We start from the raw sequence: 21,477 nt of genomic DNA on the forward strand, positions 1-21,477 counted from the left end.
AGTCGCGTGATCTAAAACCGAGAGAATATCCCCATGCTGAGAATTGCCGTGCCCAACAAGGGCTCGTTGTCTGAAACCGCCGCGCAGATGCTCGCCGAGGCCGGCTATGCCGGTCGTCGCGACCCGCGCGACCTCGTCACCGCCGACCCGCGCAACGGGGTCGAATTCTTTTACCTGCGTCCGCGTGACATCGCCACCTACGTCGGCTCCGGTGCCCTCGACGTTGGAATCACCGGTCGTGACCTGCTGCTGGACTCTCACTCCAAGGCGCGGGAAATCGCCAGCCTCGACTTCGGCGACTCCACCTTTCGCTTCGCCGGACCGGCCGGGCGCTTCACCGAGCTGAAAGATCTCGACGGTTTACGGATCGCCACGAGCTATCCCGGTCTGGTCGAACGCTTTCTCGCCACCCACTCGGTGACCGTCGATCTGGTCGAACTCGATGGGGCCGTTGAATCAGCGGTTCAGCTCGGGGTAGCGGATGCCGTTGCCGACGTTGTCTCCACCGGCACCACACTGCGCAAGGCCGGCCTCGAAATCTTTGGACCGGTCATCCTCGAATCCACCGCCGTACTGATCAGCTCCACCAACGACAAGGCCGGAATCGCGACACTGCTACGCCGCCTGCAGGGCGTTCTCGTGGCCCGCCAATATGTGCTGCTCGACTACGACATTCCGGTCGCGCTGCTCGACACGGCCGCCGCGCTCGCGCCCGGCATCGAATCGCCGACCGTCTCCTCGCTACACGACCCCGAGTGGGCCGCAGTGCGGGTCATGATCGCCCGACTGGACATGAACAACGTGATGGATGCGCTCTACGCCATCGGGGCCAGAGCCATTTTGGTCACCACCATTCACAACGCCCGTCTCTAGGTACACGGAAGAGGACAACCAGCGATGAGCCTGAGTGTGCGCGTCATTCCCTGCCTCGACGTGGCCAACGGTCGTGTCGTCAAAGGGGTCAAGTTTCAGAACCTGCGCGACGCCGGCGATCCGGTCGAACTCGCGCGCCGCTATTACGAGCAGGGCGCAGACGAGTTGACCTTTCTCGACGTCACGGCGACCGTCGATAACCGTTCGACGACCTATGACGTGGTGAGCGCGACCGCCGAGCAGGTGTTCATTCCGCTCACTGTCGGCGGTGGTATTCGCAGTGTCGAAGACGTCTCGCGGCTGCAGGCGAGCGGTGCCGACAAGGTCGGACTGAACAGCGCCGCCATCGCCCGCCCGGCGCTAATCGCCGAGATCGCCGATCGGTTCGGCGCCCAGGTGATTGTGCTCAGCCTCGATGTGAAGCGATCCGCTCGCACAGAGAGCGGCTTCGTTGTCACGACCCACGGCGGCCGCACCGAAACCGATCTGGATGCTGTGGCCTGGGCCCGGCAGGCGATCGAGCTCGGCGCCGGGGAGCTTCTGGTGAATTCCATCGACGCCGACGGAACCAAGGCCGGCTTCGATATCGACCTCATCGGCCTCATGCGTGCGAACAGTCGGGTTCCGGTGATCGCTTCTGGCGGGGCGGGACGCGCCTCAGACTTTCCGCCGGCGATTCGAGCCGGTGCGGATGCCGTGCTCGCGGCATCCGTTTTTCACAACCGACAATTGACCATCGGCGATGTTAAGCGAGAACTCGCCGCCGAGGGAATGGTGGTGCGCTGATGAACGATATACTAACCGATCAGCTTGACGCCGCGGTGTTCAACGACGCCGGGCTGCTGCCCGCGGTTATTCAACAGTGGGACACTCATGAGGTGCTCATGCTCGGATGGATGAACCGGGAAGCGCTGCGCCGCACCCTTACCGAGGGGCGCGTCACGTTCTGGTCGCGCAGCCGCCAGGAATTCTGGCGCAAAGGCGATACCTCCGGCCACGCTCAATACGTTCACTCCGCTGCCTTCGATTGCGACAACGACACCTTGCTGGTTCAAATCGACCAGGTCGGAGCCGCCTGCCATACCGGCAGCCACACCTGCTTCGACGGGCGCGACCTCGGCGCGATCACCATGGAAAGGCCCACGGAATGAGCGGTAGCAGCCCCTCAGGATCCCGCACCGCGGGCTCGACTGCCCGCGTCCAGTTCGATGCGCTGATCGGCGAGCACCGGGTCATCCCGGTCATCCGTGAACTCTTCGCCGATGGCGAGACCCCGGTGGGCATCTACCGCAAGCTCGCCAATGGGCTGCCCGGCAGCTTTCTGCTCGAGTCCGCCGAACAGGGCGGCATCTGGTCGCGATTCTCCTTCGTCGGTGTCTCCTCGTTCGGAGTGCTCACCCAACAGGGCGACGACACCCGGTGGATCGACTATGGGCTCTCCGCCGAGCGCGCGCTCGGGTCTGCGGCCTCCCTCGGCCCGCTCGCGGCGCTGGCGTACCTGTTCGACCGCTGGCAGACGCCGCGGCTGCCCGAACACCCGCCACTGACCGGCGGGCTGGTCGGCTTCATCGGCTGGGAGGCGATTCGTCAGATCGAACGCCTGCCGCACCAGCCGCCCGCCGACTACGACGTTCCCGGCCAGTCCTTCAGCTTCGTCGCCGACCTGGTCGTGCTCGACCACAAATACGGCACCGTGCAGCTCATCGCCAACGTGCTGAACGACGGCACCGACACGCCCGACAAACTCTGGGCTGCCGCGACTGAGCGCCTCGATTCGCTGCAGAGCCGACTCGCCGCGCCCAGCGAGGCGTGGCTGGCCGAGGTCGACCTGCAAGCGCCGAGCGCACCCACCAACCGCACCACCCGCGACGATTTTCTGTCGGCTGTCAACATCGGCAAGCAGCACATCGTCGACGGAGACGTGTTTCAGGTGGTTATCTCGCAGCGCTTCGACCAGGTCTGCACCGCGCACCCGATCGACGTCTACCGGGTGCTGCGCAGCCTCAACCCCAGCCCGTACATGTATCTGCTCAGCCTCGAAACCCCGAGCGGCGATCCATACTGGATCGTCGGATCCTCACCGGAAGCGCTGGTCAAGGTGCAAGACCAACGCGTTTTCACCCACCCGATCGCCGGTTCCAAACCGCGGGGCACAACACCGGATGCCGACGCCGACTATGCGATCGAGCTCGCCGAAGACCCCAAGGAACGTGCCGAACACCTCATGCTCGTCGACCTCGCCCGCAACGACCTGCTCAAGGTATGCACGGCCGGCTCGGTCGAGGTGACCGAGTTCATGCGCATCGAACGATTCAGCCACATCATGCACCTCGTCTCCTCGGTCGAGGGCAACCTGGTTCCTGGCAAGACCGCGATCGATGTCTTCCGGGCCACCTTCCCTGCCGGTACGCTCTCTGGTGCGCCGAAACCGCGGGCGCTCGAGATCATCGACGCTCTCGAACCGGCCCAGCGCGGTGTGTACGGGGGCGTGGTCGGCTATTTCGGTTTCGCCGGCGATGCCGACCTCGCCATCGCCATCCGCACCGCCACGATCAAGGACGGCATCGCGCGGGTGCAGGCCGGCGGCGGCGTCGTCACCGACTCCGACCCCGCGTCCGAGTACCAGGAGTCGCAGAACAAGGCGGCAGCCCCGCTGCGAGCAGTCGCCGTCGCCAACGTCATGCGCAGGGTGTACTAGTGATAGAACGAATGTCCGCGCGTCGCCTGAAACTCATCCTCATCTTCGCCGTTTTGGGCGCGAGTTCGCTCGCCCTGTTGGCCTGGACTCAGGTATGGGTGCAGGCCGAAGTCGGACTCCCCGACGCCGGCACTCAGGTCTTGCAGATCGACGGAACCATTGCCGCGCCGGCGCTGACCGCCCTCGCGCTGTCCGGATTCGCCCTCGCTGCGGCACTCACCATCGCCGGTCGGCTCATTCGCATCGTGCTCGGCGCGCTCGAGGTACTCCTCGGGTTCTCGGTGTTTCTCGCCGCGTTCCTAGCGGTGCAAGACCCCGCCGATGCCAGCGCCGCAGCGGTGACCGCCGCTACGGGAATAGCCGGCCACGAATCGATTCAGCTGAGCGTGCTCGGGACGGTCGTCACTCCGTGGCCGTACGTGGCGATGAGCGCTGCAATCGTCATGGCGGGTGTTGGTGTGGCCGTCATCGTCACAAGCGGTCGGTGGCCGGGTCCGACCCGAAAGTATCAGGCCGTTCGGTTTGAACAGGTCGCTTCGCCCGACGGTGCACAACCACTGGCAACCCCGGCCAAAACTGCCGCAGGCGACTCCGTCGGTGACTGGGACGACCTCAGCCGCGGCGATGACCCGACCGCACGCTGAAGCGCTCGCGTCCGCTCCGCTAGACTTAAGCCGCTTGTCAACGTACACAGCAGAATGTATTTATGAGGAGAACCATGAGCATCGATCTGTCAGATCCCGGACACGGCCACTCCCCGGCAGCCTGGACTGCTGTCATCATCATGCTGGTCGCGGTCACCATCGGCACGACCGCATTTTTCTTTGAGCTGCACTGGCTGGTCTGGGCCTCCTTCGGCCTGCTGCTCGCCGGCCTCGTTGTGGGCTATGTGATGAGCAAGGTCGGCTATGGCGTCAACACCATGACCGCCACGCCGCACGGTCACTGACCGGCTGCGCTGCCACCTGGTGCTCCAAGAACTTCTCGCCGGCGCGGTTTCCGACGCCGAAGAACGCCTACTCACTCGCCCGTTCGCGAGCGTGGAGGCTGCTGCGCGTATCCGCGCGCCCGCACTCGACGCCCTGCACGCCCTTGCTCCCGCCGAACGGGTCAAGATTCTCGCCGAGATCAAGCGGGCGAGCCCGAGCCGCGGCGCCCTCGCGGCCATCACCGATCCCGCAGCGCTGGCCGTCTCCTATGAGGCCGGCGGGGCAAGCGCCATTAGCGTGCTCACTGAGGGGCGACGCTTTCACGGCTCGCTGACCGACCTCGAGCAGGTGCGCGCCGCGGTGAGCATCCCGATTCTGCGCAAGGATTTCATCGGAACGCCGTACCAAGTGTTCGAAGCCCGCGCGGCCGGAGCCGATCTGGTGCTGCTGATCGTTGCCGCTCTCGACCAGCCCACCCTGCTGTCCCTGCACGACCTCATCCGTGAGCTTGGCATGACGGCGTTGGTCGAAACACACAGCGGGGATGAGGTTAGTCGTGCCCTCGACATTGGCGCCAGCCTGGTCGGGGTGAATGCCCGCAACCTGTCCACCTTTGAGCTTGATCCGAACCTGTTTGGCACTCTCGCCGACAAAATCCCTTCCGGCGTTATTCGCGTCGCCGAGTCCGCCGTCAAGACGGCAGTCGATGTCGCGCACTACCGTGCGTCCGGAGCTGATGTTGTTCTGGTCGGCGAAGCGCTCGTCACGAGTGATCCCATCCGAACCCTCTCTGAGTTTTTGGCGGTATAAATGTCTTTGCGAAAAGAATCTTTGCGTGCGGAATCCGGCCCATATTTTGGTGAATTTGGCGGCAGGTTTGTACCGGAGTCCCTCGTTGCAGCGCTCGATGAACTCACCGCGGAATACGAACTCGCCAAGAAGGATCCAGCTTTCGCCGCGGCGCTGATGGACCTGCACATTAATTACACCGGTCGCCCGTCCATCATTACCGAGGTGCCTCGATTCGCCGAGCATGCCGGCGGCGCCCGCATCATTCTCAAGCGTGAAGATCTCAACCACACCGGATCGCACAAGATCAACAACGCTCTCGGCCAAGCTCTACTGACCAAGCGCATTGGTAAAACTCGAGTCATCGCCGAAACCGGAGCTGGCCAGCACGGGGTCGCCACTGCAACCGTCGCCGCCCTGTTCGGGCTCGAATGCGTCGTCTATATGGGGGAGGTCGACACCGAGCGGCAGGCCCTGAACGTGGCCCGTATGCGCTTGCTCGGTGCCGAGGTCGTACCGGTGAAGACCGGCTCCCGCACCCTGAAAGACGCGATCAACGACGCCATGCGTGACTGGGTCACCAACGTCGAGACGACCAACTATATTTTCGGAACCGTGGCCGGGCCGCATCCGTTCCCTGCCATGGTGCGCGACTTTCAAAAGATCATCGGCGAGGAGGCTCGCCAGCAGGTCCTCGACCTGACCGGCAGCCTGCCGGATGCCGTCACGGCCTGTGTCGGTGGCGGCTCAAACGCCATGGGTATCTTCCACGCTTTTCTAGACGATGCCGATGTCGCGCTGTACGGCTATGAAGCGGCCGGCGACGGCGTCAATACACCGCGCCACGCGGCGACCATCACCAAGGGACGCCCGGGTGTGCTGCACGGCGCCCGCAGTATGCTGCTGCAAGACGAAGACGGCCAGACCGTGGAATCGCACTCGATCTCAGCGGGTCTCGACTATCCCGGCGTTGGCCCAGAGCACGCCTGGCTCGCCAGCATCGGCCGGGCCAGCTACCTGCCGATCACCGACGACGACGCGATGAGCGCCCTGCGGTTACTCAGCCGTACCGAAGGAATCATCCCGGCGATTGAATCCTCACACGCCCTGGCTGGATCGCTCGAGCTCGGCCGTCAGCTCGGCCCGAACGCGACCATCCTGATCAACCTCAGCGGCCGCGGCGATAAAGACATGGAAACAGCTGGCCGGTATTTTGACCTGCTCGATGAAGGCGCGGAACAGTCATGACGACTCGAGTCACCAGCAATGTGGCCAGCACGGTCGAACAGACCATCGCACAGCGACGCACCGAGGGTGGCGGCGCTCTCATCGGCTACCTGCCGGTAGGTTTCCCGACCCTGACTGAGAGCATTGACGCCGCCGTGGCGCTCGTAGTCAATGGCGTCGACATCATTGAACTCGGTCTGCCGTATTCGGACCCCGTCATGGACGGCCCGGTCATTCAGGCTGCCACGCAGCAGGCCCTGGCGAACGGGTTCAAGCTGCGCCACGGATTTGAAGCCGTCAAGGCGATCTCCGCCCAGGTTGACGCCCCCATTCTCGTGATGACGTACTGGAACCCAGTGGTGCAGTATGGCGTCGAGCGTTTCGCCGACGACCTGCGTGTCGCGGGTGGTGCTGGCCTGATCACCCCCGACCTCATTCCCGACGAGGCCTCAGATTGGATGGCCGCCAGCGAACGCACGGGGCTGGACCGGGTGTTCCTTGCCGCGCCGTCCTCGTCGGATGCCCGATTGGTTCAGGCTATTAAAGCAAGCCGGGGCTTCGTCTACACCGTCTCGACGATGGGCACGACCGGCGCCCGCGCCGGCGTCGATGCTGCCGCTCGTATTCTGGTGGAACGCCTCCGCGGCGTCGGCTGCACGAGTGCCTGTGTGGGTCTGGGCATCTCTACCCCTGAGCAGGTACGGGAAATTCTCGGCTATGCCGACGGTGCCATCGTCGGGTCTGCCCTCGTAAAGGCGCTCACCGACGGGGGAGTGACCGCCGTAGCGCGGTTGGCCCTCGAACTCGCCGCGGGTGCGAGCGATATTCGCCCGGCCTCCGCGCTCCAATAAGCGCAGGCGCGCTTTACACTAAATTGTTCGAGGCGATCGATTATTTCGCCCCAAGTGACGCAAGTCACGATGAGAGGTAGTACCTAGGTGTTGTTGAGTCTCCTGAGCACGAGTATTCCGAGTCCCGAGTGGCGGTTTTTCGACCTCGGCCCGTTCCGCATCCACGCCTATGCGCTGTGTATTCTCGCCGGAATCATCCTCGCGACCATCATCACCTCGCGCCGCTTGACGAAGCGCGGTGCCGAGCCGGGTGTCGTGCTCGACATCATTCTGTGGGCCGTTCCGCTCGGCATCGTCGGAGCCCGCATTTACCATGTGCTGACGCACCCGGGGGACTACTTCTTTGAGGGAGCGGACCTGCTCCGCACCCTTTATATTTGGGAAGGCGGAAACGCCATCTTCGGGTCGCTGATCGGCGGCGCCGTCGGCGCATATATCGGCTGCCGGATGGCCGGCATCCGTTTCTGGACCTTCGCGGATGCTGTTGCTCCCGCACTGTTGGTCGCTCAGGCCACCGGTCGGCTTGGCAACTGGTTCAACCACGAGTTGTTCGGGCTGCCGACGACTTTGCCGTGGGGCCTGGAAATCGAGTCGGGCAATGCCGCCTTCCCGGTCGGACTGCCGGCCGACACCCTATTCCACCCGACTTTTCTCTACGAAGTTATCTGGAATCTGATCGGCGTCGCCGTCATCCTTTATCTTGAGCGTAAATTCCGTCTGCGTTTCGGTCAGACGCTGGGCGTCTATCTCATCTGGTATGGACTGGGTCGCAGCTTTTTTGAGTCGATTCGCATCGACCCGAGTGAGATCTACTTCGGAATCCGCACCAACGTCTGGGCCGCTCTGGCCGCTATCGCGCTCGGCCTCGTGATTATCCTCGTGCAACGCCACCGCCACCCCGGACTAGAGCTCAGCCCTTATATTCCCGGCCGGGAATGGATTGGTCCGGACGCTGGGGTAGAGTTCGATGACAGCGATTCGGATGATCTTGATCAAAGCTCCGCAGATCAGAGCGATGATGCCGATGATCACACCGAATCGACCGAGGCCGCAGCCACAAGCACGAGCGCGTCGCGTCTGTAGAATCACGTCGGTTGAATCCCAACCGGAACACTCGTAGAGGTGCCCGGTCAAGGCAAACTCGAACAGGGCCAAACCCGATCAGGGCTCCCGCTACAAGTCCCTGCACACATTTCCTTCGGGCCAGCGTCGTCCCTTACTGCCAGTTATTTCGTGAGGACGGTCTCAATGCCGCAGAAACCTCTCTATTCCCGCTTCAGTAGCATGCCCGAAGCGGCCGGTTTGTACGACCCAGCCGCCGAACGTGATGCGTGCGGCCTTGCCATGGTGGCGACCTTGCGGGGCACCGCCGGGCATGACATTATTACCCAAGCCCTCGACGCGCTACGCAATCTTGAACACCGCGGAGCGGTCGGTTCCGACGCCGGAACCGGTGACGGTGCCGGCATCATTACCCAGATACCCGACGCATTCCTGCGCGCCGTGACGGATTTCGCGCTTCCGCCCGTTGGGCAGTACGCCGTCGGTAACGTCTTTCTGCCGACCGACCCGACCGCGCGCACGGCCATCAAGCGGGCCATCAGTCTGATCGCCGACGAGGAAAGCCTGACCATCCTCGGCTGGCGTGAGGTTCCGGTGCACCCGGAAGATCTCGGCAACCAGGCGCGTGCGAACATGCCGGCTATCCAACAGCTGTTCGTGCAGAGCGTGCGAACGACCGAATCCGGCGACCTGCTCGCCGACATCGCACTCGACCGGCAGACCTTTCGGCTGCGCAAGCGCGCGGAGCGTGAGCTTGAGATCTATTTCGTCTCGCTGTCCTGCCGCACCCTTGTCTACAAGGGCATGGTCACCACCCTGCAGCTCGAACCGTTCTACCCCGACCTGTCGGACGACCGATTCGTGTCGACTCTCGCCCTCGTGCACTCGCGTTACTCCACCAACACTTTTCCGTCCTGGCCGCTCGCCCAGCCGTTCCGCATGATCGCCCACAACGGCGAGATCAACACGGTGCAGGGAAACCGCAACTGGATGCGAGCCCGCCAGTCCCAGCTCGAGTCCGAGCTGCTCGGTGACCTCGCCCCCCTGCTGCCGATCGTCACGCCCGGCGCGAGCGACTCGGCCTCCTTCGATGAGGTCGTTGAACTGCTCAGCCTGTCGGGTCGATCCCTGCCGCACGCCATCATGATGATGGTGCCCGAGGCTTGGGAGAACCAGACCGATCTCGATGACGAACGTCGTGACTTCTACGAATACCACTCCATGCTCATGGAACCGTGGGACGGACCGGCTGCGATCGTCTTCACCGACGGTTCTCTCGTCGGTGCCACCCTTGACCGCAACGGCCTGCGTCCCGGTCGCTACCTCATCACCGACGACGGCCTCGTCGTGCTTGCAAGTGAGATCGGCGTGCTCGGAATCGATCCGGCACGGGTTGTGCGCAAGGGCCGCCTGCGCCCCGGCCAGATGTTCCTGGTCGATACCGTGGCCGGCCGCATCATTGACGACCGGGAGATCAAAGCCGAACTGTCGGCCAGCGAACCCTGGGGCGACTGGCTGCAGAAGGGGCGCATCAACCTCAAGGACCTTCCGGAGCGGGAACATATCGTGCACCCGCCGGCATCCGTTGTGCGTCGTCAGCGCACCTTTGGCTATACCGAAGAAGAGGTGCGCATTCTGCTCACCCCAATGGCACGCACCGGAGCAGAACCACTCGGCGCCATGGGCAGCGACACCCCCATCGCGGTGCTGAGCGACCGCTCACGTCTCATATTCGACTACTTCACCCAACAATTCGCGCAGGTCACCAACCCGCCGCTCGACTCGATTCGCGAAGAAGTCGTCACGAGCCTTAAGCTCGGTCTAGGCCCGGAACGCAACCTGCTCTCGGCGGGTCCTGAGCATGCTCGCCAGGTCATTTTGGATTTCCCGGTCATCGACAACGACGAACTGGCAAAGATCCAGCACATCGACCCCGCCGTCGGAAGCCGCACCACCACAACCGTCCGCGGCCTGTACCGCTTCGAAGAGGGCCCCGACGCCCTGGCCAATCGACTCGCCGCGATCTGCGTCGAGGTTGACGAAGCGATCGAAGCCGGCGCGCTGTTCATCGTGCTGAGCGACCGCGATTCCAACAAGGACCTCGCCCCGATCCCGTCGCTGCTCATGATCGCCGCAGTGCACCACCACTTGATCCGCACCGAAAATCGCATGAAGGTCGGCATCGTGGTCGAGGCCGGCGATGTGCGCGAGGTGCACCACGTGGCTCTGCTCATGGGCTACGGCGCCTCTGCCGTCAACCCCTACCTCGCTATGGAAACCTGCGAAGACCTTGTGCGCAGCGGCATCATCACCAACGTCACGCCCGAAAAGGCTGTGCGGAACGTGATCAAGGCTCTCGGCAAGGGTGTGCTCAAAATCATGTCCAAGATGGGCATTTCTACCGTGTCGTCCTACGCCGGCGCGCAGACCTTCGAGGCCGTCGGCCTGGCGCAGTCCTTCGTGGACCAATACTTCACCGGCACCACGAGCAAGCTCGGCGGCGTCGGCATCGACGTGATCGGCGTCGAAAACCTGGCGCGGCACGCATCGGCTTACCCCATGGATGCCGCGGTGACCGCACACGAGCGGCTCGCGACCGGCGGGGAATACCAATGGCGCCGGGATGGTGCCCCACACTTGTTCAACCCGGAGACCATCTTTCGGTTGCAGCACGCGACCCGCACCCGCCGTTACGATATTTTTCGCGAGTACACGAAAATGGTCGACGACCAGGCCGAATCGCTGATGACGCTGCGCGGTATGTTCACGCTCAGCGCCGGCCAGCGCACCCCCGTGCCGCTCGACGAGGTCGAATCCGTTTCGCAGATCGTGAAGCGATTCTCGACCGGAGCGATGAGCTATGGCTCAATCTCGCAGGAGGCACATGAAACCCTCGCCATCGCGATGAACCGGCTCGGCGGCAAGTCGAACACCGGTGAGGGCGGCGAGGACCTCGACCGTTTGCTGGACCCGTCCCGGCGCAGTGCCGTCAAGCAGGTAGCCTCCGGGCGGTTTGGCGTGACCAGCATGTACCTGACGCACGCCGATGATATTCAAATCAAGCTCGCTCAAGGAGCCAAACCCGGTGAGGGTGGCCAGCTGCCGCCCACCAAGGTGTACCCGTGGATCGCCCGTACCCGGAACGCAACGGCCGGCGTCGGCCTTATCTCGCCGCCGCCGCACCACGACATCTATTCCATCGAGGACCTCAAGCAGCTCATTTTCGATCTGAAGCGGGCTAACCCGAAGGCGCGCATCCACACCAAACTGGTCAGCCAATCCGGTATCGGCGCCGTCGCGGCGGGGGTCGCCAAGGCGCTCTCCGACGTGATTTTGATCAGCGGACACGACGGCGGAACGGGCGCCAGCCCGGTCAACTCGCTCAAGCACGCCGGCACGCCGTGGGAACTTGGCCTTGCCGAGACGCAGCAAACGCTCATGCTCAACGGCATGCGCGACCGCGTGGTCGTACAGGTTGACGGACAGCTGAAAACCGGGCGCGACGTTTTGATCGGTGCCCTGCTCGGCGCCGAAGAATTCGGTTTCGCCTCAGCTCCGCTCGTGGTCACCGGATGCATCATGATGCGCGTCTGCCATCTCGACACTTGCCCGGTCGGGGTCGCCACCCAGAACCCGGAACTGCGGGGGCGCTTCAGCGGTCAGGCCGACCACGTCGTGAACTTCTTCGAGTTCATCGCCCAGGAGGTGCGCGAGTATCTCGCCGGACTCGGTTTCCGCAGCCTCGACGAGGCCATCGGACACCGTGAAGTCTTGAATGTGAACCGTGCGCTCACCCATTGGAAAGCGCAGGGGCTTGACCTCTCACCCATTCTGAGCGGACCGGACTTCTCCGAGAGCGAACCACGCAAGTGGGCCAGGGCTCAGGAACACGAACTCGAGAAGCACTTCGACAACGAACTCATTCGTCGCAGCCGGAGCGTGCTCGAACACGGCGGCACAGTGCAGATCGATCTGCCGGTTCGCAATACCGAACGCGCCGTTGGCACCATGCTCGGCTACGAGGTCACCCTGCGGCACGGCGAAAACGGCCTGCCTGCCGGGTCGATCGAGGTCAGGTTGACCGGTTCGGCCGGCCAGTCCTTCGGGGCCTTCCTGCCGAGTGGAATCACCCTGCGGCTCGAGGGCGAATCCAACGACTACGTCGGCAAGGGCTTGTCGGGCGGACAGATCGTTGTACGCCCCCACCGGACCAGTCAGTTCCCGGCCGAAGACAACGTCATCGCCGGCAACGTCATTGGCTACGGTGCCACCCAGGGCAGCATGTTCATTCGTGGCATCGTCGGCGAACGGTTCCTGGTGCGCAACTCCGGTGCCATCGCAGTCGTCGAGGGTGTGGGTGACCACGCACTCGAGTACATGACCGGCGGGCTCGCTCTTATTCTCGGCGAGACCGGGCGCAACCTCGGTGCCGGCATGAGTGGCGGAACCGCCTATGTCTACGGCCTCACCGCCGAACGGGTCAACCGTGATGCGCTGACCTCGGGGGAGCTGCGCCTGCTCGCTCTCGACGGCGTGGACCGCGAGACCGTTCGCGACCTGCTCGAGCAACACCGGAACCAGACCGACTCGGCACTCGCTCAGCGCATGCTGGAGAACCTGGAAGAAACCATGAACGCTTTTGTCAAGGTGCTGCCGCGCGACTACGCGGCCGTGCTGGAGACCAGGCAGACTGCCGTCGATGAGGGACTCGATCCCGACGGTCTCGTCGTCTGGAATCGAATTCTGGAGGTAACCAATGGCTGATCCGAAGGGATTCCTACAGGACACGGAACGTGAGCTTCCCGCGAGGCGGCCCGTGGCCATCCGCTTGATGGACTGGAAAGAGGTCTACGAGCAGGGTGACAGTGCCGTGCTCAAACGGCAAGCCGGTCGCTGCATGGACTGCGGCGTGCCGTTCTGCCACCAGGGCTGCCCGCTCGGCAACCTCATTCCCGAATGGAACGACCTGGTCTGGCGCGACGAGGGCCGAGCAGCCATCGAACGCCTGCACTCGACCAACAACTTTCCCGAATTCACCGGACGGCTCTGCCCGGCGCCCTGTGAATCGTCATGTGTGCTGGGCATCAACCAGCCCGCCGTCACCATCAAGCAGGTCGAGGTGTCGATCATTGACCAGGCCTTCGCTAAAGGCTGGGTGCAGCCGCAACCGCCCGGACGCCTGACCGGCAAGACCGTCGCCGTCGTCGGCTCCGGCCCGGCCGGTCTCGCCGCGGCCCAGCAGCTGACCCGCGCTGGCCACACGGTCGCCGTGTTCGAACGCGACGATCGAATCGGTGGTCTGCTGCGCTACGGCATTCCCGACTTCAAGATGGAAAAGAAGCACCTCGAACTGCGCCTCGCGCAGATGACGGCGGAGGGGACCCGATTCCGCGCCAACGTCAACATCGGTGTGGACATCACCTGGGACGACCTGCGCGCCCGGTATGACGCCGTTGTGGTGGCGACCGGTGCCATGATTCCCCGTGACCTGCCGATTCCCGGGCGCGACCTGCCCGGCGTGCATTTCGCTATGGAATACCTCGTGCAGCAGAACAAGATCGGCGCCGGCGGAAGCCTCGAAGCCCAGATCACTGCCGAGGGCAAACACGTTGTTGTACTCGGCGGCGGTGACACCGGAGCCGATTGCATCGGCACTGCGCACCGCCAGCTGGCAGCATCCGTCACCAACCTTGCCATTGGCAAGCAGCCGGGCACGACCCGCCCGGACAGCCAGCCCTGGCCGATGTCGCCGACCCTGTTCGAGGTGTCGAGCGCGCACGAAGAGGGCGGTACCCGCCAGTACCTCGCGTCGACGGTGGAGTTTCTGGCCAACGATTTGGGTGAGGTGCGTGCCATTCGCATCGCCGAAACCGAATACCTCGATGGACGTCGCGTTCCCAAGGCTGGCACCGAGAAGGAGATTCCAGCTGACCTCGTGCTGCTCGCGATGGGCTTTACCGGCCCGGAATCGGACGTACTCCGCCACCAGCTGAAGCTCCCGTTCGACAATCGCGGCAACGTCGAACGCGACGCCCAATACCAGACCAGCCACGAGGGTGTCTTCGTGGCCGGCGACGCCGGTCGCGGCCAGTCCTTGATCGTCTGGGCCATCGCCGAAGGCCGAGCCGCTGCAGCCGCCGTCGACTCGTTCCTCGAAGGAACGACGCAACTACCGTCTCCCGTGAAGCCCACGGACAGGTCCTTCGCCCTCTAGCCCCTAATTCTTCCGCACTACGCTGTTATTGCGCCCACCGGGCGCGGAAATCGGAGATTCACCAGTATGAGACGTGCAAAAATCGTTGCCACCCTTGGGCCGGCAGCGGCCAGCTACGAGCAGATCAGGGCGCTCATTGATGCGGGGGTTGACGTCTGTCGCATGAACCTGAGCCACGGCAACTATCAGGTGCACGAAAGTGTCTACGCCAACGTGCGCAAGGCCGCCAACGATTCCGGTCGTGCCGTCGCCGTCATGGTCGACCTGCAAGGCCCGAAGATTCGTCTCGGCAAGTTCGAGGGTGGCCCGTACGACCTCGCCGTTGGCGACATCTTCAAGATCACCACCGACGATGTGCTCGGCACCAAGGAGCTTTCCGGTACGACCTTCAAAGGTCTGCCGCACGACGTGCACCCCGGCGATTTTCTGCTCATCGACGATGGCAAGGTCAAGGTGCAGGTCGTTGAAACGGATGGCGTCGTCGTCACGACCAAGGTCATCGTCGCCGGCCCCGTCTCCAACAACAAGGGCATCAACCTGCCCGGCGTGGCCGTCAACGTGCCGGCCCTGTCGGAGAAGGACGAAGCCGACCTGCGCTGGGGCCTGCGTCTCGGAGCCGACCTCATCGCGCTGTCCTTCGTGCGCAGCGCCGATGACATCACCCGCGTGCACGAGATCATGGCCGAAGAAGGGCGACGCGTTCCGGTGATCGCGAAGATCGAGAAGCCGCAGGCCGTCGACAACCTCGAAGAGATCGTCGATGCCTTTGACGCGATCATGGTTGCCCGTGGCGACCTCGGTGTTGAACTTCCGCTCGAAGCCGTGCCGATCGTGCAGAAGCAGGCCGTTGAGATCGCCCGCCGCATGGCCAAACCGGTCATCGTGGCCACGCAGATGCTCGAATCCATGATTCTGAGCCCGGTACCCACCCGCGCCGAGACCAGCGACGTCGCCAACGCCGTGCTCGACGGTGCCGATGCCGTCATGCTCAGCGGTGAGACCAGCGTCGGGGAATACCCCGTCGTCACGGTGCAGACCATGGCCCGCATCGTGGAATCCACCGAAGTACATGGGCTCGAGCGCATCGGCAAGCTGACCAATAAGCCGCGCACCCAGGGCGGTGCCATCACCCTGGCCGCCATCGAGGTCGCCGAATTCGTCGACGCGAAGTTCCTCTGTATCTTCACCGAGTCCGGGGACTCTGCTCGGCGCATGTCGCGGCTGCGGTCCAAAATTCCGATGCTGGCGTTCACTCCGGAGGCTGGCATTCGTCGTCGTCTGGCCCTCACCTGGGGTATCCAGACCTATCTGGTGGAGCCGGTGACCCACACCGACGCGATGTTCGGTCAGGTCGATGACATTCTCATCGGGCAGGGCCTCGCTGAAGTCGGTGACAAGGTCGTCGTCATCTCCGGTTCTCCTCCCGGAATCGTCGGCTCGACGAACGACATTCGCGTGCACCGCGTGGGCGACGCCCACAACGAGGTCGCACCGGCGTACGTCAAGAAGTAGCACCTGACGTAAAAGCCCCGCCCGGATCGTTCCTGGCGGGGCTTTTACGCGTGCGGTTCAGGAAACGGGTGGACGTTGTTCCCGCGTGTCCAGCCATTCCTGGTGCTGTCTCAGCCCCGAACGGATTGCATTTCGAATAACGAAATAAGCCATCCAAAACCCCAGCGCGATGAGCGCTGGATAGATCAGTAACGCGAGATAGCCCCAAAGGGTAATATTGTTCATCATCGCGGCAGCCTGACAGATGCCGGCGGATCAGCACAATCTGGCGCGCGTCACAAACCCCTGAGGGTGCCGATAAATTGCCGTGATTCGGGCGCCCGGCGGCATAGATTCGTGGCATACCAGTTATCGAAGTGGCTGTGAACATGAAAAAACCCCCGTTTGACCAGGGGTTTTCTCTGTTGAAATAAGTACCGGTGGTGGGACTCGAACCCACACGTCCTTGCGAACAAAGCATTTTGAGTGCTCCGCGTCTGCCATTCCGCCACACCGGCTTACAACTACTCGATCAGAATACCGTAGGCTTTTGCACGTGACCGACCAAGACAGCACCCCCACCCCTCCGCGACGCGTTGTCGTTGCTGAGGATGAATCCCTCATCCGCCTCGACATCGTCGAGATTCTGCGCGACAACGGCTTTGAAGTCGTCGGCGAAGCCGGTGACGGAGAAACTGCGGTCGCCTTGGCACGGGAGCTTCGCCCCGACCTGGTCATCATGGACGTCAAGATGCCCCAGCTTGACGGCATCAGCGCGGCTGAACGCCTCTCCAAGGAGCACATCGCCCCGGTTGTTCTGCTGACCGCGTTCAGCCAGAAGGAACTGGTCGAGCGCGCCACCGAAGCCGGCGCCCTCGCTTACGTCGTCAAGCCTTTCACCCCCAACGACCTGCTGCCGGCCATCGAGATTGCCCTCTCGCGCTACAGCCAGATCATCACCCTTGAGGCCGAGGTCGCCGACCTGGTCGAACGGTTCGAGACGCGTAAGCTCGTCGACCGGGCCAAGGGCCTGCTCAACGAGAAGATGGGCCTGACCGAGCCAGAAGCCTTCCGCTGGATTCAGAAAGCCTCGATGGATCGTCGCCTCACCATGCACGACGTGTCGCAGGCCATCATCGAGCAGCTCAGCGCGAAGAAATAACAGGACTCATCAAATGGAACGGCCCGGCAGATTCTGCCGGGCCGTTCCATTTGCGGCCAGGGGACCGCCGGCGGCCTTTCGGATCGTATGTCGGTGGTGTCCGATACGCTCGAAAAAAGAGCAAGGGCGGACGCATGTTTTTACTGGACGGAAGCGTGGTGACAAGCGCGAGTGACCTGAGCGCGGCTTCCGTGTGCGAGTTTGCCTTCTTGCGCCGCATCGACGCGAAGCTCGGTCGCATCGATAGCGTGTCCGACCCGGTCGACGCCATGCTCGAACGCACGTCCCGGCTCGGCGACGAGCACGAACACCGGGTACTCGAACGCTACCGGCAGAGTCATTCCGTCGTCGAGAACTCCCGGCCGGAGAGGATGTCCCGCGCCGTCCTCGTGGCAGCAGCCGACGACACGCGGCTGGCCTTCACCGCGGGCGCCGAAGTTATTTTTCAGGCGACGTTGTTTGACTCCGACTTTGGCGGCTCTGACTTCGGCTCGCCCACCGCAGACATCGCCTTCCTCGGGTTCGCCGACTTTATCGTGCGCCAGAGCGACGAAGCCTGGCTGCTGCAGGACACCAAACTCGCCCGGCACGCCCGAGTCACCGCGTTGCTCCAACTCGCCGCCTACGCGGAGCAACTGGAGCGCATCGGAGTTGCCACGGCTTGCTCGGTCGAGTTGCTACTCGGCGACGGCTCGGTGAGCGTGCACCGGCTCGCCGACATTCGGCCGGTCTATCGCAAACGCCGGCAGCGCCTGATCCAGATCATCACCGAGCGCCTCACCGACACCGAAGCCGTCGCCTGGGGAGACCCGCGGTACACCGTCTGCGGGCGTTGCGCCAGCTGTGAGACCGAGGTGCAGGAGCATCGCGATCCGCTGCTGGTTGCTGGGCTACGGCTCTCACAGCGTGCCCGGCTGGCGGCTGGTGATATCCGCACCATTGACGACGTCGCAGCATCGACCGGCAGTATCGACGGAATAGCCGACTCGACGCTCACCGCCTTGCGTACGCAGGCGCGGCTGCAGCTGCAGGCGGTCGTGGGCACGGCCCCGCCGATTGACCTGTACAACGCGGGCGCACTTGCGGTGCTGCCCGAACCGAACCCCGGCGATATCTTCTTCGATTTCGAAGGCGACCCGCTCTACTCTGAAGGAGACGCGTCTGAGGGAGACGCGTCCGAGGGAGACGCGTCGGAAGGTCACGTGACCAAGAGCACCAGCACACAGTGGGGCCTCGACTACCTGTTCGGCCTGGTCGACACCGATGAAACCTTTCGTGCTTTCTGGGCCCACAGCTGGACCGAGGAGAGCGTGGCGCTCACCGACTTTCTGGCCTACCTTGCCGACCGTCGAGCTCGGTTTCCGGGCATGCACGTCTACCACTACGCCGCCTACGAGCGCACTCACCTGCTCAGCCTGGCCGCACGCCATGGCGTCGGCGAAGACCAGATCGATCAGCTGTTGCGTGAGAATGTGCTGGTCGACCTGTATCCGCTGGTGCGTAAGACGATGCGTGTAGGGTCACGTTCCTATTCGATCAAGAAGCTCGAACCGCTCTACATGGGAACCGAATTGCGGGGTGGCGAGGTCACCAACGCAGCCGATTCCATCACCGAATACGCTGCAGTCCGCGACCTGCACGAACACGGAGATCGGGCTGAAGCGCAGCGCATGCTTGACTCCATCGCCGACTACAACCGCTATGACTGCGTGTCAACGCTGCGCCTGCGCGACTGGTTGCTCGCCCTGGCTCGCCGGGCCGGCATCCGCTCGGCCGGCACGCCGCTCAAAGCGGATGCCGACACGGTGGAGCCGTCGCCGGTGCGCGACGCCCTGCTCGCCCTAGCGGCCCCGGCCAGCCACACCCCGCGCACCGCCGACCAGACCGCGGCCGCCTTCGCCGCCGCCGCGATCGACTATCACCGCCGCGAGCAGAAGAGTTTCTGGTGGGGGCACTACTTTCGACTCGAGTATCCGATCGACGAGTGGCAGGACACCCGCGACGTGCTCGTCGTCGAACACGTCAACGTAGACCGTGACTGGTTTAGGGAGGGCCAGCAACGCGTCGACCGCCGACACCTGTGGCTGCGCGGGCGAGTTGCCCCGGGCAGCAGCATCAAACCCGGCGACCAGGCCGGGCCCTATTTGCTTTACGAATACCCGGGGCCATTCCCCAATCCGGACACTTCCGAGGGCGCCCGCACCCACCGCGCAGTGAAAGTGCTCGAGGTCAGCGACGACGGTGGCATCCTGGTCGAAGAGACGCTCCTCAAAGATGTCGCTCGGTATGATCACCGGCCGAGCGCCCTCGCGCCGGCCGCACCGCCCCGGCCGATGCAGCAGAAGCCCGCTATCGATCAGTGGGCCGCTGCCATCGTCGACGCCCAGCCCGGCTGGCCGAGCGACCCGATGGTCGACATTCTGCGCCGCACCCCGCCGCGTACTCGCACGGGGCAGCTGACGGCCATCGCGACCGACGACACCACGATCGACGCCATCACCGTAACGCTGCTTGACCTCGACCACTCCTACCTCGCGATCCAGGGGCCGCCCGGCACCGGCAAAACCTATCTCGGCGCTCACGTCATCACCGCCCTCGTACAACATCACGGGTGGAAGATCGGTGTCGTCGCGCAATCCCATGCGGTCGTCGAGAATCTCCTCGGCGCCGTCGTCTCGGCTGGGCTCGATCTGGCTCTGGTCGGCAAGGTCGTGAAGACCGGTGTTGACCCGGTCGATGCCGCCTTCACGGTACTACCGAAGGACGGCCAGTTGCTCTTCGCGCTCGACCATGCCGCCACCGGATTCGTGATCGGCGGCACCGCCTGGGACTTCAGCAATCCCGCCCGTGTGCCGCGCCACAGCCTCGACCTGCTCGTCATTGACGAAGCCGGGCAGTTCTCGCTCGCCTCAACGATCGCGGCAAGCGTCGGCGCCCAGAACCTGCTGCTGCTGGGCGACCCGCAGCAGCTTCCACAGGTGAGCCAGGGTACCCACCCCGAGCCGATCGACCAGTCGGCGCTTGGCTGGGTCGCCGCCGGCCACGACGTGCTGCCTGCCGACCGGGGCTATTTTCTCGCCGAGAGTCGCCGCATGCATCCGGCCGTGGCCGCTCCTGTCTCCCGGCTGTCTTATGGCGGCCTGCTGCGCGCCAACCCGGTCACCTCGACCCGGTCGCTCGCCGGTGTCGCGCCCGGGCTGCACGCGGTGCCGGTCGTCCACACCGGCAACGCCATCTCCTCACCCGAAGAAGCGGATGCCGTGGTCGTCCTCGTGCAGACCACCCTCGGTCGGCTCTGGACCGACCCGAGCACCGACCGGCTGAACGACTCGCTGACCGAAGCCGACGTGATCGTCGTCACGCCGTATAACGCCCAGCTGGCCCTGGTTCGGCACTCCCTCGACGCTGCAGGCTACCCTGACGTGCGGGTCGGCACCGTCGACAAATTCCAGGGCCAGGAGGCCGCCGTCGCGATCGTCACGCTCGCGACCAGTTCGGCCGAGGACGTACCGCGTGGCCTGTCGTTCCTGATCATGAAGAACCGCCTGAACGTCGCCATCTCACGTGCGAAATGGGCCGCCTACCTGGTCTATTCGCCGGCGTTGACCGATTATCTGCCGGTGACACCGGCCGGCGTCGCCGAACTCAGCGCGTTCATCAGCCTGGTGGAGCCAGATCGCGCAGAGAAGCCAGACCCCGCGGAGAAGCCATGCGGTGCGGAGAAGCCTGGCGGCGCGGAGAGCTAGGCTCGCGGCGGCAGGTCCTTGATGATGTTGGTGATGCGAATCGTCGAGCAGCGACGCCCCGCGTCGTCGGTGACCACGATCTCGTGCGTGGTGAGCGTGCGCCCCAGGTGGATCGGCGTGCAGACTCCGGTCACATAGCCGGACGTTGCCGAGCGGTTGTGGGAGGCGTTGATCTCAATGCCGACGGCGAGTTTCCCCGGTCCGGCGTGCAGGTTCGCGGCCATCGAGCCGAGCGTCTCGCCGAGCACGACGTAGGCACCGCCATGCATCAGCATGGCAGGCTGGGTGTTGCCGGCCACGGGCATCCGTGCCACAGCGCGGTCTATCGTGAACTCAATGAACTCCAGCCCCATCTTGTCGGCCAGGTCTCCGCCACCGCGCTGCTGAACCCAGGCGAGTGCATCGTCAGTCGTATTGAACATGATCACCTTTGGT

General features: G+C 64.0%; 17 protein-coding genes and 1 tRNA gene. 15 read left to right on the forward strand and 3 right to left on the reverse strand.

The genetic code is table 11. From position 1 onward, the window contains the following. Positions 1-33 precede the first annotated feature (33 nt). The 13 genes from hisG (at position 34) to pyk (ending at position 16,155) form a co-directional block, all read left to right on the forward strand. Positions 34-873: an ATP phosphoribosyltransferase gene (gene hisG / locus CXY71_RS19100; RefSeq protein WP_104139290.1), complete on the forward strand. Its 840-nt coding sequence runs from the start codon at positions 34-36 to the stop codon at positions 871-873. 24 nt (positions 874-897) lie between these two features. Then, positions 898-1,659: an imidazole glycerol phosphate synthase subunit HisF gene (gene hisF / locus CXY71_RS19105; protein WP_104139293.1), complete on the forward strand. Its 762-nt coding sequence runs from the start codon at positions 898-900 to the stop codon at positions 1,657-1,659. After that, positions 1,659-2,024 carry a phosphoribosyl-AMP cyclohydrolase gene (hisI, locus tag CXY71_RS19110; RefSeq protein WP_104139295.1) on the forward strand — a complete coding sequence of 122 codons (366 nt, stop codon included), beginning with the start codon at positions 1,659-1,661 and terminating at the stop codon, positions 2,022-2,024. The genes hisF and hisI overlap by 1 nt, the downstream gene beginning before the upstream one ends. After that, on the forward strand, positions 2,021-3,571 hold the full coding sequence (locus tag CXY71_RS19115; RefSeq protein ID WP_104139298.1) for an anthranilate synthase component I: 1,551 nt from the start codon (positions 2,021-2,023) through the stop codon (positions 3,569-3,571). The genes hisI and CXY71_RS19115 overlap by 4 nt, the downstream gene beginning before the upstream one ends. Then, complete coding sequence (locus CXY71_RS19120) at positions 3,571-4,215, forward strand: Trp biosynthesis-associated membrane protein (protein WP_146072879.1); 645 nt, start codon at positions 3,571-3,573, stop codon at positions 4,213-4,215. The genes CXY71_RS19115 and CXY71_RS19120 overlap by 1 nt, the downstream gene beginning before the upstream one ends. 74 nt (positions 4,216-4,289) lie before the next feature. Beyond that, on the forward strand, positions 4,290-4,520 hold the full coding sequence (locus tag CXY71_RS19125) for a DUF6704 family protein (protein ID WP_104139304.1): 231 nt from the start codon (positions 4,290-4,292) through the stop codon (positions 4,518-4,520). Between the two features lie 19 nt (positions 4,521-4,539). Further along, positions 4,540-5,310 carry an indole-3-glycerol phosphate synthase TrpC gene (gene trpC / locus CXY71_RS19130; protein WP_104139308.1) on the forward strand — a complete coding sequence of 257 codons (771 nt, stop codon included), beginning with the start codon at positions 4,540-4,542 and terminating at the stop codon, positions 5,308-5,310. Next, the gene (trpB, locus tag CXY71_RS19135; protein ID WP_104139311.1) at positions 5,311-6,537 is read left to right on the forward strand and encodes a tryptophan synthase subunit beta; all 1,227 of its coding nucleotides are present in this window, start codon (positions 5,311-5,313) and stop codon (positions 6,535-6,537) included. Continuing rightward, positions 6,534-7,367 (forward strand): tryptophan synthase subunit alpha, encoded by an 834-nt coding sequence (trpA, locus tag CXY71_RS19140; protein WP_104139314.1) that lies wholly within the window; start codon positions 6,534-6,536, stop codon positions 7,365-7,367. Before trpB ends, trpA begins: the two co-directional genes overlap by 4 nt. A gap of 93 nt (positions 7,368-7,460) precedes the next feature. Next, positions 7,461-8,450 carry a prolipoprotein diacylglyceryl transferase gene (lgt, locus tag CXY71_RS19145; RefSeq protein ID WP_104139429.1) on the forward strand — a complete coding sequence of 330 codons (990 nt, stop codon included), beginning with the start codon at positions 7,461-7,463 and terminating at the stop codon, positions 8,448-8,450. Positions 8,451-8,615: 165 nt separating this feature from the next. Continuing rightward, entirely contained in the window at positions 8,616-13,193 is a 4,578-nt protein-coding gene (gene gltB / locus CXY71_RS19150) for a glutamate synthase large subunit (protein ID WP_104139316.1), read from the forward strand. Continuing rightward, positions 13,186-14,643 (forward strand): glutamate synthase subunit beta, encoded by a 1,458-nt coding sequence (locus tag CXY71_RS19155; protein ID WP_104139318.1) that lies wholly within the window; start codon positions 13,186-13,188, stop codon positions 14,641-14,643. The genes gltB and CXY71_RS19155 overlap by 8 nt, the downstream gene beginning before the upstream one ends. A gap of 66 nt (positions 14,644-14,709) precedes the next feature. Then, positions 14,710-16,155 (forward strand): pyruvate kinase, encoded by a 1,446-nt coding sequence (pyk, locus tag CXY71_RS19160; RefSeq protein WP_104139321.1) that lies wholly within the window; start codon positions 14,710-14,712, stop codon positions 16,153-16,155. Positions 16,156-16,212: 57 nt separating this feature from the next. Here the strand turns inward: pyk and CXY71_RS21300 are convergent, their stop codons facing one another. Beyond that, entirely contained in the window at positions 16,213-16,383 is a 171-nt protein-coding gene (locus tag CXY71_RS21300; RefSeq protein ID WP_158253163.1) for a hypothetical protein, read from the reverse strand. Positions 16,384-16,569: 186 nt separating this feature from the next. After that, a tRNA-Leu gene (locus CXY71_RS19165) sits at positions 16,570-16,652 on the reverse strand. Between the two features lie 38 nt (positions 16,653-16,690). Here CXY71_RS19165 and CXY71_RS19170 point away from each other — a divergent pair. Next, a complete protein-coding gene (locus CXY71_RS19170) occupies positions 16,691-17,296 on the forward strand; it encodes an ANTAR domain-containing response regulator (protein ID WP_035879545.1) in 606 nt (201 codons plus the stop codon). A gap of 134 nt (positions 17,297-17,430) precedes the next feature. Then, positions 17,431-21,042 carry a bifunctional RecB family nuclease/DEAD/DEAH box helicase gene (locus tag CXY71_RS19175; RefSeq protein WP_104139323.1) on the forward strand — a complete coding sequence of 1,204 codons (3,612 nt, stop codon included), beginning with the start codon at positions 17,431-17,433 and terminating at the stop codon, positions 21,040-21,042. On the opposite strand, the gene CXY71_RS19180 is transcribed toward CXY71_RS19175, so the two are convergent. Beyond that, complete coding sequence (locus tag CXY71_RS19180) at positions 21,039-21,464, reverse strand: hotdog fold thioesterase (protein WP_104139432.1); 426 nt, start codon at positions 21,462-21,464, stop codon at positions 21,039-21,041. The two genes, CXY71_RS19175 and CXY71_RS19180, sit on opposite strands and share 4 nt — an antisense overlap. Between the last annotated feature and the right edge of the window lie 13 nt (positions 21,465-21,477).

The sequence above is a fragment of the Cryobacterium sp. Y62 genome (assembly GCF_002929785.1).
Classification (GTDB): Bacteria; Actinomycetota; Actinomycetes; order Actinomycetales; family Microbacteriaceae; genus Cryobacterium.

Bases quoted from the DNA above. Each gene is read 5' to 3' on its own strand.
- hisG (WP_104139290.1), top strand. From the start codon at position 34: ATGCTGAGAATTGCCGTGCCCAACAAGGGCTCGTTGTCTGAAACCGCC.
- hisF (WP_104139293.1), top strand. From the start codon at position 898: ATGAGCCTGAGTGTGCGCGTCATTCCCTGCCTCGACGTGGCCAACGGT.
- hisI (WP_104139295.1), top strand. From the start codon at position 1,659: ATGAACGATATACTAACCGATCAGCTTGACGCCGCGGTGTTCAACGAC.
- CXY71_RS19115 (WP_104139298.1), top strand. From the start codon at position 2,021: ATGAGCGGTAGCAGCCCCTCAGGATCCCGCACCGCGGGCTCGACTGCC.
- CXY71_RS19125 (WP_104139304.1), top strand. From the start codon at position 4,290: ATGAGCATCGATCTGTCAGATCCCGGACACGGCCACTCCCCGGCAGCC.
- trpB (WP_104139311.1), top strand. From the start codon at position 5,311: ATGTCTTTGCGAAAAGAATCTTTGCGTGCGGAATCCGGCCCATATTTT.
- trpA (WP_104139314.1), top strand. From the start codon at position 6,534: ATGACGACTCGAGTCACCAGCAATGTGGCCAGCACGGTCGAACAGACC.
- gltB (WP_104139316.1), top strand. From the start codon at position 8,616: ATGCCGCAGAAACCTCTCTATTCCCGCTTCAGTAGCATGCCCGAAGCG.
- CXY71_RS19155 (WP_104139318.1), top strand. From the start codon at position 13,186: ATGGCTGATCCGAAGGGATTCCTACAGGACACGGAACGTGAGCTTCCC.
- pyk (WP_104139321.1), top strand. From the start codon at position 14,710: ATGAGACGTGCAAAAATCGTTGCCACCCTTGGGCCGGCAGCGGCCAGC.
- CXY71_RS21300 (WP_158253163.1), bottom strand. From the start codon at position 16,383: ATGATGAACAATATTACCCTTTGGGGCTATCTCGCGTTACTGATCTAT.
- CXY71_RS19175 (WP_104139323.1), top strand. From the start codon at position 17,431: ATGTTTTTACTGGACGGAAGCGTGGTGACAAGCGCGAGTGACCTGAGC.
- CXY71_RS19180 (WP_104139432.1), bottom strand. From the start codon at position 21,464: ATGTTCAATACGACTGACGATGCACTCGCCTGGGTTCAGCAGCGCGGT.